We start from the raw sequence: 14302 nt of genomic DNA, 5'->3' as shown, positions 1-14302 counted from the left end.
TAGCCAATTTTTACCCGCAGGGGAGCTGGGCGGAAAAGAGTTTGGAAACGAAAAAGGCTCGCTAATAGCTGGGCATAACGACACCCACTTTGCATTTTTACAACACGCCAAAGTGGGAGAGGCGTTTACTTTGCAACTGCAAAGTGGGGTGATTCAAAATTATAAGGTAACGGGGATTGAGGTTATTCATCAATCCCAAAACTCATTTTTACAAACACCTGGGCTGTATTTGCTTACCTGTTACCCTTTTGATTCACTTGCCTCGGGTACTGATTTAAGGTTGCTTGTATCTGCGCAAATGTCTTCGCCTGATTCGCTAAGCGGTATATCAACCACGAGTTCTTGATGGCGCTGGCTTACCATTACGCCAATAAATACCACAAATATGCTCAGCCATTGCCAAACGTTGAGCACTTCGCCCAAAATAATAGCTGACAAAATAAGTGTAAAAATAGGAATTAAATTAGAGTACGCAGCAGCGGTTAATACCGATACCTTGCTAATTGCATAGTTGTACATGCCGTAGCCGCCAAGGGTTACACACGAGCCTAAATACAAAATGCTCATGAGCGCAGTTAAGTCGTGTTGATTTTCGCTTGGTAGGTCGATAAAAAATAAAAACGGCGCAAAAAACAAGCTGCCGCTAATACCTTGCAACGCAATTAAAGTCAGGGGCGAGTAGCGATTAGCTAAATGTTTAATACTTACGGTATAAAATGCAGCGCACACCATCGCCATAAGCTCTAAAAAGTTACCTAGTAACGGATTAGGTGCTTGGTCGGTACTTGGTGAAAGAAGCGTAAGTAAAATACTGCCGCCTATACACAGCGTAAAACCGACAACAATGGCTTTGCTTATATGCTCTTTAAGTAATACAAAGGCAAGCAACGCAATAATAATAGGCAAGCAAGAGACAATGACACCGGCCTGCGAGGCTGATGTGTATTCCATTGCATGGCCTTCAAATAAAAAGTATAAGCAAGGCTCAGCAAGCGACATACCCACTAAATACTTCCAGTCACCTTTTAAGTACTCAAACCGAATAACGTAGCGCCATAAACAAAGCGACAAAACTAACGTGGTGAGCATGCGTAAAAATATCACTAATGCAGGGTCGTAAATAGCAATGGCGTATTTGAGCGCAATAAAAGAGCTGCCCCATAAAAAGGTGGCAATAATTAAACATAAACTGGCAGGCATAGAGAGTAATTTACTTAATTTAATAAAATCAGATCCTAGCATGAAAATTTTTAACTTGTTCAAAAATACCGAGCTGGTATAAATTAATTCATCTTTAATTAATCAATAGTAAAAAGCACATGCAAAGGGAACAGGTAATAGTTGTAAAGCTTGGTACAAGCGTACTAACTGGCGGCACCGATAAGCTAGACAAAGCACATATGGTTGAATTAGTACGCCAATGCTGCGAGCTTAAAAAGCAGGGGCATCAGGTTATTTTAGTATCGAGCGGCGCGGTTGCTGCTGGGCGCGAACAACTATTAAAACCCTGTGGCAGAAGCTTAATTGATAAACAAATGCTTGCTGCAATTGGACAAGGTCAACTTATTCATATTTGGCAGAGCTTGTTTGCTTTATATGGGGTAAATGTAGGGCAAATGCTGCTTACTCGCGCTGATGTAGACGACAGAGAGCGCTACCTTAATGCCCGCGATACACTCAATGCGTTATTAAATTACGACGTTGTGCCCATCATTAACGAAAATGACGCAGTCGCTACCAGTGAAATAAAAGTAGGCGACAACGATAATTTATCGGCACTTGTTGCTATTTTGGCTAATGCTAATAAATTATTGCTACTTACCGATCAAGAAGGGTTATTTACCAGCGATCCTCGCACCAATGCCGATGCCACCCTCATTGGTGAAGTAACACATATAAACGATGAGCTGCGCCAACTTGCTGGTGGCAGTGGTACAAACTTAGGTACTGGCGGCATGGCAACCAAATTACAAGCAGCCGACATTGCAAGGCGTGCAGGCGTTGAAGTCATTATTGCTAAAGGCGCTGGTAAAAACGTTATTTTAAAATGTATGAGTGACGAGTTACCTGGTACACGCTTTTTAAAACTCACCGCCCCAAAAGATGGCCGTAAAAAATGGCTACTAGCTGGGCCTAAAAGTACCGGCCAAATTGTTATAGATGCAGGTGCTATTAGTGCCCTTCAAAATAAAGGTGCAAGCTTACTTGCTAAAGGCGTTACTAATGCATTTGGACGTTTTGAAAGAGGCGATTTAATTGATTTAATAGATACTAAAAATCAAGTAATTGCACGTGGCTTAACGCGTTTTAGCAGTACCGAGGTAAATAAAATCAAAGGCGCACACTCAAATCAAATAGGTGAGTTACTTGAATACGATAGTGGTGCAGAAGTATTGCATCGCGACGACTTAGTATTACTTTAATACCTATTCTAAAGGATTAGTTAATAAGTATTACCTCATAACTTAGTAAATTCATGAGTATTGTCTAGACTAATAAAAGTTTAATTAGTTTAGGCAGTGTAATGAAGGCAAATAAGTGTGGGCACGAATGGATTATTAAGCTTACCCAGCAAGAGGAAGAAAGTGATTTAGATAGCGCATTAATACAAATAATTAGCGACTTGCTCGAAGTTGATAATTTTGCCATTTACGTCAATAAAAATTTTTCAGCCCCCATACCCCCTACTCTTATTAATTCAAACAGTAATTTAGAGCAATTAAGCCCAGATGAAGCATCATTGTTATTACAAAAGGTCACTCAAAATAAAATTAGGGTGAGCTATGCCTTTAGTAGCACAACAAGTTACGTGCCTATTTATCATTTTGGAAAAGTAGTCGGCACTTTATTAATAGAAACCGAGCAAGAATTACCAGAACGAATAACTATGTTAGCTGTACATATTTTAAATATTTATGCTAATCAGCTTGGGCTATTATATAAGTCGCGGTTAGATCCACTTACAGAGCTTTTAAATAGGCAAACATTTGATAAAAAAGTAATTGAGATTGTATCGGGTAACGGTTTTTTGTTACCAAGAAATGATAACAATAAAAAGCGACGTTGGTATTTAGCTATTGCCGATATCGACAACTTTAAAAATATTAATGATAACTACGGGCATGTAATTGGCGATGAGGTTATTTTACTTGTTGCACGGCTACTAAAAAATAATTTTAGAATAGAAGACTATGTATTTAGGTATGGTGGTGAAGAATTTGCTATGTTATTTCAAGCAGAAACAGAGGGTGATGCACATGTTGCACTTAACCGGTTACGCCTTAATGTTGCCCAATACCCTTTTCCACAAATTGGCCAATTAACCATTAGCATTGGTTTTTTAGAGTTAGTGAGTATTGATACTGTATCGAGTATTGTAAATCAGGCTGATTTAGCGCTTTACTACTCTAAAAATACTGGCCGTAATAGAGTTACCTCCTACAGTGAATTAGAAGTTAATAACGAACCAAAGATAGATAACAGTATTGAGCTTTTTTGATTGTAAATTTGTGCTAAAATCTGGCTCCTTAAATTGTTGTAAGCAGAGCACAGAACATGAAATTAGTTCGTTGGTTTTTAGGTTGTATAATCTTATTCTTTAATTTTGTATTTACTCCTCGCAGTAAAAAGCGTGCAAGCGACGAGCAAGCACAGCTTGATCAGCAAACCTCACAATTTAAACTGTACCAATTTAAAGCATGCCCGTTTTGTGTAAAAGTACGCCGCGCTATTAAGCGCGAAGGCTTAAACATAGAAACGCGTGATGCAAAAAATAATGAGCAATATCGTCAAGAGCTTCTTGAGCAAGGCGGCAAAGTTAAAGTGCCTTGTCTGCGTATAGAGAAAAATGGCCAAGTACAATGGCTGTATGAATCAAACGATATTATTGCTTACTTAAACAAAGTAGCTGCATAAACCACTTTTATTATCTCACTTATTTAAAGAGAATTTACCATGACAATTCGCACCCGTGTTGCCCCGTCGCCAACTGGTGACCCGCATCTTGGCACCGCTTATATCGCCTTATTTAACTACTGTTTTGCTAAACAACAAGGCGGTGAATTTGTACTTCGTATAGAAGATACAGACCAAGTACGTAGCACGCCAGAGTCTGAACTTGCGATTATGGATAGCTTACGCTGGTTAGGGCTTGAGTGGGATCATGGTCCTGATGTGGGTGGCGAATTTGGTCCTTACCGTCAATCTGAGCGTAGCGATTTATATAAAAAATACGCGCATCAGTTAGTTGACGATGGTAAAGCGTTTTACTGCTTTGCAACAAGCGAAGAGCTTGATCAAATGCGTGAAGAGCAAATGGCAGAAGGCTTGCGCCCTAAATACGACGGTCGTGGTTTAAACCATACAGATGAAGAAATTAAAGCAAACTTAGCGGCAGGCAAACCTTACGTTATACGTATGAAAATCCCAAGCGAAGGCACATTTAAGTTTAACGACTACCTACGAGATGAAATTGAGATCCCGTGGGAAAACGTAGACATGCAAGTGCTTTTAAAAGCGGATGGTTTCCCAACGTACTTTTTAGCGAACGTAGTTGATGACCACCATATGCAAATTAGTCATATTTTCCGTGGCGAAGAGTGGATTAACTCAGCACCTAAGTTATTAAAACTTTACGAAGATTTTGGTTGGGAAGCGCCAGTACTTGGTCATTTACCATTACTACGTAACCCAGATAAATCAAAGCTATCTAAGCGTAAAAATCCAACGTCTATTAACTATTATAAAGAAATGGGTTACCTACCAGAAGCCGTGCTTAACTACTTAGGTCGTATGGGTTGGTCAATGCCAGATGAGCGTGAAAAGTTCACACTTAATGAAATGATTGAAAACTTTGACATGAAGCGCGTATCGCTTGGTGGTCCAGTATTCGACGTGGATAAATTAAGCTGGTTAAACGGCATGTGGATCCGTGAAAATTTAACCGACGAGCAGTTAATTCAGCGCTTTGTTGATTGGAAGTTTAACGGTGAAATGTTAGCTAAAGTATTACCTGAGGCTAAAACGCGTATTAATACCCTTTCGGATATGGTTGAGCTTGCTGGACATTTTGTAGGTGGTATTCCAACTTACGATCCTGCGCTATTAACAGCCGGTAAAGCAGACGAAAACGTAATACGCCAAGCACTACAATTTTTTGTATGGCAGCTAGAAGGCTTACGTAGCTTTGATAAGCCCGCTATTTTTGCAATTGCAAAAGAAGTGGCTACATTCCACGAGCTTAAAATTAAAGACTTTTTAGAGCCAATTTTTGTCGCAATTACAGGCAAAACATCAAGTACGTCAGTGCTTGATGCAATGGAAATATTAGGCTCTGACTTATCACGTGCTCGTTTACGTGTTGCACTTGCTCATTTAGGTATTTCTAAAAAGCAGGCTAAAAATATAGAGCGTGCGTACCGCGAATACCCAAGTGCATAATTACTAAAATGCACTTATAAAAGCCGAACTTAGTAAAATAAGTTCGGCTTTTTTGTTTCAGGCTGTTTAGCTATATGACATCGTATTTTGATATTGTTTAGCCTAAGCATTCATAATTTACTAAATGCTACAATGCGGCATATAAACTCATAGGAGGCAGTATGATTGCACTTGTAAAAAACAAAGCCATTTTTAGCAGTAACACATTTTCGATAAACCTTGTTACTTACCCAACCAATCATAGCGTAATGAACCATATTGACCCTGTGCAGCAAGGGCGCTATTACAAGCTTAATTTTGTATTAGAGAAACCTAAAGCGGGTGGGGTATTTAAATGCTCAAAATGCATTATAAATTTATTTAATCGCGTGTATTTGTTCAGACCCGATAAGTACGAACACAGCGTATCTAAAATCGAGTCTGGAAAGCGTGTGCTACTGAGCTTTGCGGTTAATATATAATTTGCACTTTTACTTATTAATAGCCGTAGGCCTGTCCGGTGCATAAAACAGATAAGTCGCAGTACGATACAGAGGTTTCACTACAGGAATTAATAGTAAAAGCATTCCCGCCCCTGCGCATAGCATCAGCTTTAAGTAAATCAATCGCGTTTGATTTAGAGCGATTGTAGCTTACATTATTGTTGCCCATACCGTCGCCATCACAGCTTTCACCTTCTATTCGGCCTAAAAGTGTTGCGCCACTTTCGTGTGCTTCTTGGTCGCTATAAAATTGCTGTAAATCTCTTTTATTAACGTAGGTGCCAATTTCTTGAGATAAAACACCGTTGTCTATGTCTGTATGATAGGTCATTCCTGAACAACCGGTTATTGTGGCCAGCACTGTTATTGCCGCTATAAAACGTAGCATATTTATTAGTCCTTTAATTTATTATTTAAAGTAGTAAATTACTAACAAAATCAAACGCTGGCAATGTTTGCTAACGGGTAAATTGTTAGCATTTGTAAATGTATTTAGATTTTACTGAGCATAGGGTAAGTAAACAAAAAGAAGTGAAAAACGTTCACTAACCAGTGGCATATAATAGCCCATTCTAAACGCTGCGTTTTATAAAAAATATAGCCGTATCCTAAGCCTGAAATAAATGAAACCAATACATAGTTAATTCCTCCAGCAAAATGTGCTAAAGCAAACACTGCAGCAGTCATTATTGGGGCAAGTAACGCTAGGCGGGTAGATGAGATTATTTGGCTAAGTTTGGTTTGTAATAACCCTCTAAATAAAGCCTCCTCAGCTACACAGGTAAATAAAAGATTAATAGCAATAAAGGCTAACCAAAAGTCGGGCACTTTTGGGTTAAAACTTACAAGTTCAAGTATTAAAGCCACAGTGAGCGAAGCTAAAACCGTAGCAATAATTATAAAAATGGGCTGTTTAACGTTTAATCGACTTACTTTATTAGAGTCTGCTTTTAAAGCTTTTTTATTCGAATAAAAGTAAGCACAAAGAAATAACCCCGCCATAGCTTTATCAAAATTAGCATAAAAGGTAAAAGCAATCGCATCGCTTGTAATACGCTCATCTATAACAATAGGGAGGTTATTAAAACCAGGCACCCAATGAAGTGCTAATGCCAGTGAGAAAGTTATAAAAACAGTACTTAATATAGCGCGTATTATTGCTCGCTTTGCATTTAGCGCGCAGTAGTATAAAACAACGTAAAGCCCAATGCTGAGCAGAGCATATAAATTTACATAACCTTGAAAATACGCACTTAGAACACTTAAAGCCATTAAGTAGTGCCAAAGGGGTTGCCGCATTATTGATATTTTGCAGTACGGAAAAACACATATAATTGATAGCGCTAACAAATAAAAGGTCATTGTTTTTTTATTGCTCTGTTTTATTTAGCCATTAATCTAACAGATTCGACCTCTCAATATTTTTTTTCTGGTAATATAGATAGGTTATAAGCAGTTTAAGCAGTGAACAAACTATGTTAAGTCCTTTTTTTCAGCAGCATGCTGATTATGTTTCTATCTCTCGTGAGCAGGGTTGTCGCTTCGCTAAATGCGTTGCTGACGATTACAATCCACTTCATGACAAAGATGCTAAAAAGTTTTGCGCGCCAGGAGACTTACTTTTTTCATTGGTACTAGACCGCTACGGTATTAGTGAACAAATGGAATTTACTTTTGCCGGTATGGTTGATGAAAACACCAAACTTCATTTCCCTGAGGGAGCCGATGAGTTTGATGTAACCAATGGCGAAAAAGTCATTTTAAAGGTAAAGCGCAGCGGTAAAACCAGCCAATGCCCAGCACTAACTAATAGTCTAATAAAAAATTATGTTGAGTTTTCTGGTACTACCTTTCCGCATGTAATTATCCCATTAATGGGCAAGCAAGAGGTAATGATAAACCCTGCTCGTCCGATGATAATTTACGAATCAATGCTTATTAATCTTGATAACCTTGATATAACAGCGCCAATACTTGAATTTGCAGAGCCAAGCTTTGAGTACACTGGTAAGCGCGGAAAAATTACACTACGTTTTAACCTGTTAGAAAACGGCGTTAAAGTGGGCAGTGGTGAAAAGCACATGGTGGTTTCGGGTATTCGCGAATACTGCCAAGCAACAGTTGATGATTTAATTGCGTTTTACAACGAACGTAAAGCAACACTAAAGCCAGCTTAAAGCTACATAAAATTAAAAAAGGCGCTAAATACAACTGTTATTTAGAGCCTTTTTTATTGTTTTTAGCGCTAAAGTGAAAGTGAGCAACCACGATTAAATACTTTTCTGGACTGGTTAATTTACGCAGTACAGTAATATGCGTACAATAGCGCTCTTTGTTATTTTAAAGCTAAGCCTATGTCTGCCACTACGTTCTCATCACTTAATCTCGACCCGTTATTATTAACAGCGATTGAGCAAAATAATTACACTCAACCTACCGCAATTCAGATTAAAACTATTCCGCCTATTTTAGCCGGAAGTGATGTAATGGGCAGCGCGCAAACAGGTACGGGTAAAACCGCCGCCTTTGTTTTACCTTTATTACATAAGCTTTTAAATACCCCTAAAAAAGATGAGCAAGGCCTTGCCCGCGTTGTAATTTTAACGCCAACCCGTGAGCTTGCTCAGCAAGTATTTGCAAGCTTTGAAAAGTACGCACAAGGCACTAATATCAATGGCGCTTTAGCCTATGGTGGCGTAAGTATTGGCCCTCAAATAAAAGCACTTAAAACAGCGCAAGTTATAGTGGCAACACCTGGGCGTTTGCTTGATCATATAGTTAAAGGCAGTGTGGTACTTTCAAGCGTAGACTCCTTAGTGTTTGACGAAGCTGACCGCATGCTTGATATGGGCTTTATTGATGAAATTAGACGTATATTGCGACATATCCCGGGCGATCGCCAAACTTTACTATTTTCAGCTACGTTTGATGACAGCGTGTTTGAACTCAGTAAAAAGTTACTTAAAAACCCAGAACTAATTGAAGTTGATAAACGTAACTCAGCCGCGGTTGAAGTAGAGCAAGTTATTTACGATGTAGATGAGGATCGTAAGCGCGAACTTGTATCGCACATGATTGGCATGAAAAACTGGCGCCAAGTGCTTATTTTTACTCGCACAAAACAAATGGCTGATCAGCTTGCTAAAGAAATGTGTAAAGATGGTTTAAAAACCGAATCAATCCATGGCGACAAATCGCAAGGCGCACGCGACCGTGCATTGCAAAACTTTAAAGAAGGTATTACACGCGTACTTGTTGCAACCGATGTCGCTGCGCGTGGTTTAGATATTTCTACACTTAGATACGTAATTAACTTTGAACTACCTTACATTGCCGAGGATTACGTGCACCGTATTGGCCGTACAGGTCGTGCTGGTGAACAAGGACTTGCTATGTCGCTGGTAAGTCTTGATGAGCAATGGCTGCTAGAAGAAATTGAAGTACTACTCGATACGCGTTTAACGCCGCAGTGGTTAGAAGGTTACGAGCCAGATCCTAATAAAAAGCCAAAAGATAATCGTAAAAATACTAACAAGTCGCGAAAAGATCGCGATAAAAAACGCATCACTGGTAAAAGAGAGCCAAGCAGACGTCGTAAATAATAGCTTTTACGTTGTTTTTTTGCCTATACTGGAGCTACTAAATAGCCGAGGTAAAGCAATGTTTGAAATTGATCAATGGGCATTTTCTGGTATTGATGGCCAAATATCTTTGCATAAATGGCAAAAAACAATTGATCTTGTAACGGGGCTTTTTTCAGCCCCGTCTGGTTATATGGTTCAGGCAACAAGCAAAGGCTATCGCGTTGTTATTAGAAGTAACGAGGGGGGCTCTAACTTTGAGACCAACCCTATACTCCCTCCTCAAACACCTCTTTTTTGTCGCCACGTCGCTGAAACTAATAATATTTTATATGTTAATGATGCAAGTAATAACGATGCATGGAATACCCTACCAGAAGTAGTTGAAGAGGGTATTGAATCTTACTTAGGTTTACCTATTCATTGGCCTGAAGGCGAAGTGTTTGGCACGTTATGTTTAAAAGACACTAAAATAACTAGCTATACCGATGAATACTTTGAGCTCATAGAGCAATTACGCGATTTGATTGAAGACGACTTAGCGCTTGTGTATAGCTATGAGCAAATGCGTGAAATAGCCATGTTAGACTCATTAACTAATATTTATAATCGCCGAGCACTTAACTTATTAGCCCAACAAAAGCTTAATTTAGCACTGCGTTTAGGTTTTGACGTGTGTTGTTTGTTTATTGATATAAACGACTTTAAAAAGTTAAACGACACTTGCGGACATGAAGTGGGCGACAAAGCATTGATTATATTGGCAGATACGCTAAAAACGCATTTAAGAGATGCCGATATAGTAGGGCGTTTAGGTGGCGATGAGTTTGTTGCAGTAATGCAAGTAAGCGATAAAAGTAAAATTAACTACATCATGGATAAAATATCCTCTGAGTATACAAATGCTTTACTAAAAGAAGGTGTTTGCGATTTATCGCTTAGTATTGGTTATAGTTTTACTAATAAACAAAAGCAGCCCTTTGAAGCGCTATTAAATGATGCAGACCACGCAATGTATAAAAATAAACAAGCATACAAGTTCGCTAAAAAAGCACAATAATAAAAGTAAGTTCGTCATGACTCATGCCACAAAAACTTGGCTAGTTTTTTCTGCGATAGGTTTTATTTTTGGTGTTATGTGCTCCTCTATGGGGTTTGCCTTAAAAAGGCTTGAGAGTAATAACCAAAAATAGCTTCAATGAATAGCTTAAGCTGCAAATTTTTACTTGTACTTATTAATTTGTTTTTCAAAGTACGGACATAAAAAAGCAAGCCATGAGGCTTGCCAAGAAGGGTGTTAATTAGCTCTCACCTAGCCTTTAAGCTATTAGCTTTTCAGCAAGGTTTAATTCCATAATAGCTTTTAATAAACGGTATAAGTTAATTGATGCGTCAATTTCTTCTTTACGGTTTGTTAAGCTTTCAATATTTAAGCCCAGTGGCACGTCTAGGTGCGCACAGCTTTTAAGTATTAAGTCGAGGTTTTCGCGGCAAATACGGACTGATTCGCTTAATGTATTGTCTGCATCAAGCATGCGCCATTTAGTTGCCTCTGGCACTGAGATACCCAACCATTGCATAAATTCTAAGGTTTTTTCGCCGCCGCATGGGGTAAACGTTAATATAATACGTTGAGGTGTAATCCCTTGTGCTTTACATGTACGTGCGTAGCTAGTAATTAACTCTATAGTAGCTTGTGCGTCGTAAACAGCTTGCGATATAAAAAACTGACAACCTTGTGCTGTTTTTTCTATTAATCGTTCGTGCTCATTTCGTTTACTTGAATGGCGCTCGGCAATCGTAACGCCACCTAAAAAGAAATCATCTGACTGCTCAGCCAATGCTTTATACGCATCTGGCAGGCTTAGCTTTATATCGCCTATCGATGATGGGCTACCTACTAAAACAACATTTTGTAAATCGTAGTCGTTTTTAGTTTCACTTAGCCAATCTTTAAATTCGCCTACGCCACGCTGCGCCACACTTTTATAAGTAATCACATCTTGTGCAGATAAATTACGAAGTAAATGGCTGTATTCACGCGGATCAACGGTTTGTTTAAACGCAAATGGGCGGTCTTGGTTAGTTCGGCTGCTTTCGTCTTGAATGTCGTATATTATCACGCCGTCGTATTCAATTTCGTGTAAGCGACCTAATAGCTTTTCTGCAATGGTTTTTAATTGCGCTTTATCGGTGCCAATTTTAGGCGGGGTAGTACCAATAAGATAAACACCTTGATTGGTGTCCACTATCTTCTCTTTTAGTGATAAAGCCATAATCCTCATTCCAGCTAAGTTTGTTTTGATGGATTTAATATAGCAGCCATTTAGACGTCTAGATAGATTTATTTAATGAAAGTTTTTCAATTAACATGATGTTTATTCATAGTGCTTGTTCCCATAATTTATAATTGACACAGTTGTTTACATAATAAATTCCCTTGGGGCTCTTATATTTATTGGCTTTGGGGCATAATTAAAGAGTTAAATCTGACAACAAATTTGCTCAATTTAAAAAGGGACAACAATGAAATTTAAATTATTAGCAACCAGCTTAGCGGTATCGCTGGCCTTAACGGGTTGCGCCATGCAACAAAACCAAAGCACGCAAACAACAGCACAACAAGAACAAGTAAATAAAGCTGATGACCGTGTTTTTTCACAAGATTACTTAATTGAAGAGCTAGAAAACGGCTTACGTGTCATGGTTGTTAAAACCGATTACCCTGATGTAGTGTCGCTGCAAATTCCGGTATCGGTTGGATCGCGTAACGAAGTTGAAGAGGGCAAAACAGGCTTTGCTCACTTTTTTGAACACATGATGTTTAAAGGCTCACAAAAATACCCTGAAGATGTGTACTCAGACATATTAAAAAATTCAGGTGTTGATAACCGCGCATATACAACAAACGATTACACAAATTACCATTTAAACTTTTCAAAGCAGCACCTTGATAAAGTACTTGAGCTTGAAGCTGATATTTTTCAAAACTTAACCTACACCGAAGAGCAATTTAGAACAGAAGCGCAAACAGTAAAAGGTGAGTACTTAAAAAACAACGCGAGCCCAATTCGTAAATTATTAAGCGCTGTACGCGAAAAAGCGTTTGATAAGCACACGTATAAACACACCACTATGGGCTTTTTTAAAGACATAGAAGCCATGCCTGATCAAATGGCCTATGGTAAAGAATTCTTTGCTAAGTTTTATAAGCCTGAGTATGTGTCACTTGTCATCGTGGGCGATGTAAACCCACAAGCAACAATGGCAATGGTTAAAAAGCATTGGGGCAGCTGGAAAAAGGGTAACTATGTTGCTGACATTAAAGCAGAACCTGTTCAACAAGCACCAAAATATTTGCACCAGCAAGATGAAGCGCTACCAGGGCATTGGTTACTCGTATCGTACAAAGGCGCTGCGTGGGCTGTCTCTTATACACAAATCCCTGCTAAGAAATTAGCGGGGATTTTTTTGAACTAAATCTCAATGTCATGATCAGATCTTCAAATCTTGTTTGAGGGCACATTATGATTAACGAACATACTCATTGGGCAAAACAACAATTCGGTAAATCGGACTTAGGTGATCCAAGAAGAACAGCGCGTCTGGTAAAGTTAGCATCAACGCTTGCAAATGAACCAGGAAAACCACTTGTAAACATCACTCAATCCCCCGGCGATATGGAAGGTGCCTACCGCTTTATTCGCAACGAGAATATTGGCGCAACGGCTATAGCAGAGTCAGGCTTTAAAGCCACGGTTGAACAAGCAAAAAGTCATAACTTGTTGCTCGCATTAGAAGACACGACCACACTAATTTATAAACATTCCTCCATTCGAGATGATTTGGGTCATGTCGGACGAGGAGCAAAACAACGAGGCTTGTTAGCTCATAGCGTATTACTGTTTGCGCCAGACACAAAGCAAGTTGTGGGATTAATTGAACAGTCTCGCTGGAGTCGTGATATCAACACGATTGGAAAAAGAGAAAAACACGCGACGACTTCTTACGAAGAAAAAGAAAGTTACAAGTGGGAGTCAGCGTCACGAGCGATGGCAGAGCGGCTGCAAGGACAAATGGCGAACGTGATATCGGTGTGTGACCGCGAAGCGGACATCTACGAATACTTGCAGTATAAACTGACCGAGCAGCAACGATTCGTCGTACGCTCGATGCAAAGTCGTCATATTGAAGAAGGTGAGGATAAGCTCTATGCGTTTGCAAGCGAGCTGATGAGTGCAGGCACCAAACACATCCACATTGCACAAAAAGGAGGAAGAAAAGCCCGAAGCGCAACACTGGATATCACCTATGCGCCAGTGACACTCAAAGCGCCTTACAATAAGAAAGGACACTCCCTCCCAGTTTACTATGTCGGCTGTACAGAGCGAGGAAACGCTAAGAATGGCTTAAGCTGGCACCTATTAACCAGTGAACCAGTCACCAGCAAAGAAGACGCCTTAGCTATCATCACCTACTATGAGCACCGTTGGCTTGTAGAGGAATACCATAAAGTCTGGAAAAGTGATGGTACGGATATCGAAAGTTTACGCCTTCAAAGCCAAGATAACATGGAAAGATTGGTGACGATTAATGGCTTTATTGCGACGCGAATATTGCAACTAAAGTTCACCAATGAGCAGCCTGATTCTCCAAGTTGTGAACAACTGTTATCTCCCAAAGCATGGAAGTTATTGTGGTTAAAGAGAATAAAAACACCATTGCCTGAAACTGCTCCAAATATGTCATGGGCGTATCAGGAACTGGCAAAGTTAGGAGGCTGGAAAGATACCAAGCGCA

15 protein-coding genes are annotated in these 14302 nt (G+C 39.4%); 11 read left to right on the top strand and 4 right to left on the bottom strand.

The annotated features are described in order from the left end of the window. Positions 1–346 (top strand): sortase (locus L652_RS1000000124690; protein ID WP_139015411.1); only part of this gene is annotated, 346 nt, incomplete at its 5' end. Here L652_RS1000000124690 and L652_RS0121335 read toward each other — a convergent pair. Beyond that, entirely contained in the window at positions 241–1200 is a 960-nt protein-coding gene (locus L652_RS0121335; RefSeq protein WP_024597327.1) for a DMT family transporter, read from the bottom strand. The two genes, L652_RS1000000124690 and L652_RS0121335, sit on opposite strands and share 106 nt — an antisense overlap. 119 nt (positions 1201–1319) lie before the next feature. On the opposite strand from L652_RS0121335, the gene proB reads away from it, so the two are divergent. From proB to L652_RS0121310, 5 genes are all read left to right on the top strand, one after another. Further along, positions 1320–2423: a glutamate 5-kinase gene (gene proB / locus L652_RS0121330; RefSeq protein ID WP_024597326.1), complete on the top strand. Its 1104-nt coding sequence runs from the start codon at positions 1320–1322 to the stop codon at positions 2421–2423. A 101-nt stretch (positions 2424–2524) separates the two neighbouring features. Further along, positions 2525–3499 (top strand): GGDEF domain-containing protein, encoded by a 975-nt coding sequence (locus L652_RS0121325; protein WP_024597325.1) that lies wholly within the window; start codon positions 2525–2527, stop codon positions 3497–3499. 56 nt (positions 3500–3555) lie between these two features. Next, positions 3556–3915, top strand: a complete 360-nt coding sequence (locus L652_RS0121320) for a glutaredoxin domain-containing protein (RefSeq protein ID WP_002961611.1) — start codon at positions 3556–3558, stop codon at positions 3913–3915. Between the two features lie 39 nt (positions 3916–3954). Beyond that, positions 3955–5439: a glutamate--tRNA ligase gene (gene gltX, locus L652_RS0121315; protein ID WP_002961608.1), complete on the top strand. Its 1485-nt coding sequence runs from the start codon at positions 3955–3957 to the stop codon at positions 5437–5439. A 161-nt stretch (positions 5440–5600) separates the two neighbouring features. Further along, entirely contained in the window at positions 5601–5900 is a 300-nt protein-coding gene (locus L652_RS0121310) for a hypothetical protein (protein ID WP_024597324.1), read from the top strand. 16 nt (positions 5901–5916) lie between these two features. Here the strand turns inward: L652_RS0121310 and L652_RS0121305 are convergent, their stop codons facing one another. Both L652_RS0121305 and L652_RS0121300 read right to left on the bottom strand, forming a co-directional pair. After that, a complete protein-coding gene (locus tag L652_RS0121305; RefSeq protein WP_024597323.1) occupies positions 5917–6309 on the bottom strand; it encodes a hypothetical protein in 393 nt (130 codons plus the stop codon). A 104-nt stretch (positions 6310–6413) separates the two neighbouring features. After that, the gene (locus tag L652_RS0121300) at positions 6414–7193 is read right to left on the bottom strand and encodes a CPBP family intramembrane glutamic endopeptidase (protein WP_084324671.1); all 780 of its coding nucleotides are present in this window, start codon (positions 7191–7193) and stop codon (positions 6414–6416) included. 203 nt (positions 7194–7396) lie between these two features. On the opposite strand from L652_RS0121300, the gene L652_RS0121295 reads away from it, so the two are divergent. From L652_RS0121295 to L652_RS0121285, 3 genes are all read left to right on the top strand, one after another. Further along, a complete protein-coding gene (locus L652_RS0121295; RefSeq protein WP_024597321.1) occupies positions 7397–8098 on the top strand; it encodes a DUF3581 domain-containing protein in 702 nt (233 codons plus the stop codon). Positions 8099–8275: 177 nt separating this feature from the next. Further along, on the top strand, positions 8276–9523 hold the full coding sequence (locus tag L652_RS0121290) for a DEAD/DEAH box helicase (RefSeq protein WP_024597320.1): 1248 nt from the start codon (positions 8276–8278) through the stop codon (positions 9521–9523). 58 nt (positions 9524–9581) lie between these two features. Next, positions 9582–10562 (top strand): sensor domain-containing diguanylate cyclase, encoded by a 981-nt coding sequence (locus L652_RS0121285; protein WP_024597319.1) that lies wholly within the window; start codon positions 9582–9584, stop codon positions 10560–10562. Positions 10563–10821: 259 nt separating this feature from the next. Here L652_RS0121285 and L652_RS0121275 read toward each other — a convergent pair whose 3' ends face one another. Beyond that, entirely contained in the window at positions 10822–11778 is a 957-nt protein-coding gene (locus L652_RS0121275; RefSeq protein WP_024597318.1) for a methylenetetrahydrofolate reductase, read from the bottom strand. Between the two features lie 250 nt (positions 11779–12028). Between L652_RS0121275 and L652_RS0121270 the strand changes: the two genes are divergently transcribed. After that, positions 12029–12982, top strand: a complete 954-nt coding sequence (locus L652_RS0121270; RefSeq protein WP_024597317.1) for a pitrilysin family protein — start codon at positions 12029–12031, stop codon at positions 12980–12982. Positions 12983–13029: 47 nt separating this feature from the next. Beyond that, a partial coding sequence (locus L652_RS0121265; protein WP_024603372.1) for an IS4 family transposase occupies positions 13030–14302 on the top strand: 1273 nt, incomplete at its 3' end.

Source organism: Pseudoalteromonas sp. TB25, from assembly GCF_000497995.1.
GTDB classification, from domain to species: domain Bacteria; phylum Pseudomonadota; class Gammaproteobacteria; order Enterobacterales; family Alteromonadaceae; genus Pseudoalteromonas; species Pseudoalteromonas distincta.
The sequence above is the reverse complement of the archived record's forward strand: the minus strand, read 5'-3'. Positions and strand labels throughout refer to the sequence as shown.

Coding starts and splice junctions, on each gene's coding strand:
- L652_RS0121335 (WP_024597327.1), bottom strand. CDS start 1,200: ATGCCTGCCAGTTTATGTTTAATTATTGCCACCTTTTTATGGGGCAGC.
- proB (WP_024597326.1), top strand. CDS start 1,320: ATGCAAAGGGAACAGGTAATAGTTGTAAAGCTTGGTACAAGCGTACTA.
- L652_RS0121325 (WP_024597325.1), top strand. CDS start 2,525: ATGAAGGCAAATAAGTGTGGGCACGAATGGATTATTAAGCTTACCCAG.
- L652_RS0121320 (WP_002961611.1), top strand. CDS start 3,556: ATGAAATTAGTTCGTTGGTTTTTAGGTTGTATAATCTTATTCTTTAAT.
- gltX (WP_002961608.1), top strand. CDS start 3,955: ATGACAATTCGCACCCGTGTTGCCCCGTCGCCAACTGGTGACCCGCAT.
- L652_RS0121310 (WP_024597324.1), top strand. CDS start 5,601: ATGATTGCACTTGTAAAAAACAAAGCCATTTTTAGCAGTAACACATTT.
- L652_RS0121305 (WP_024597323.1), bottom strand. CDS start 6,309: ATGCTACGTTTTATAGCGGCAATAACAGTGCTGGCCACAATAACCGGT.
- L652_RS0121300 (WP_084324671.1), bottom strand. CDS start 7,193: ATGGCTTTAAGTGTTCTAAGTGCGTATTTTCAAGGTTATGTAAATTTA.
- L652_RS0121295 (WP_024597321.1), top strand. CDS start 7,397: ATGTTAAGTCCTTTTTTTCAGCAGCATGCTGATTATGTTTCTATCTCT.
- L652_RS0121290 (WP_024597320.1), top strand. CDS start 8,276: ATGTCTGCCACTACGTTCTCATCACTTAATCTCGACCCGTTATTATTA.
- L652_RS0121285 (WP_024597319.1), top strand. CDS start 9,582: ATGTTTGAAATTGATCAATGGGCATTTTCTGGTATTGATGGCCAAATA.
- L652_RS0121275 (WP_024597318.1), bottom strand. CDS start 11,778: ATGGCTTTATCACTAAAAGAGAAGATAGTGGACACCAATCAAGGTGTT.
- L652_RS0121270 (WP_024597317.1), top strand. CDS start 12,029: ATGAAATTTAAATTATTAGCAACCAGCTTAGCGGTATCGCTGGCCTTA.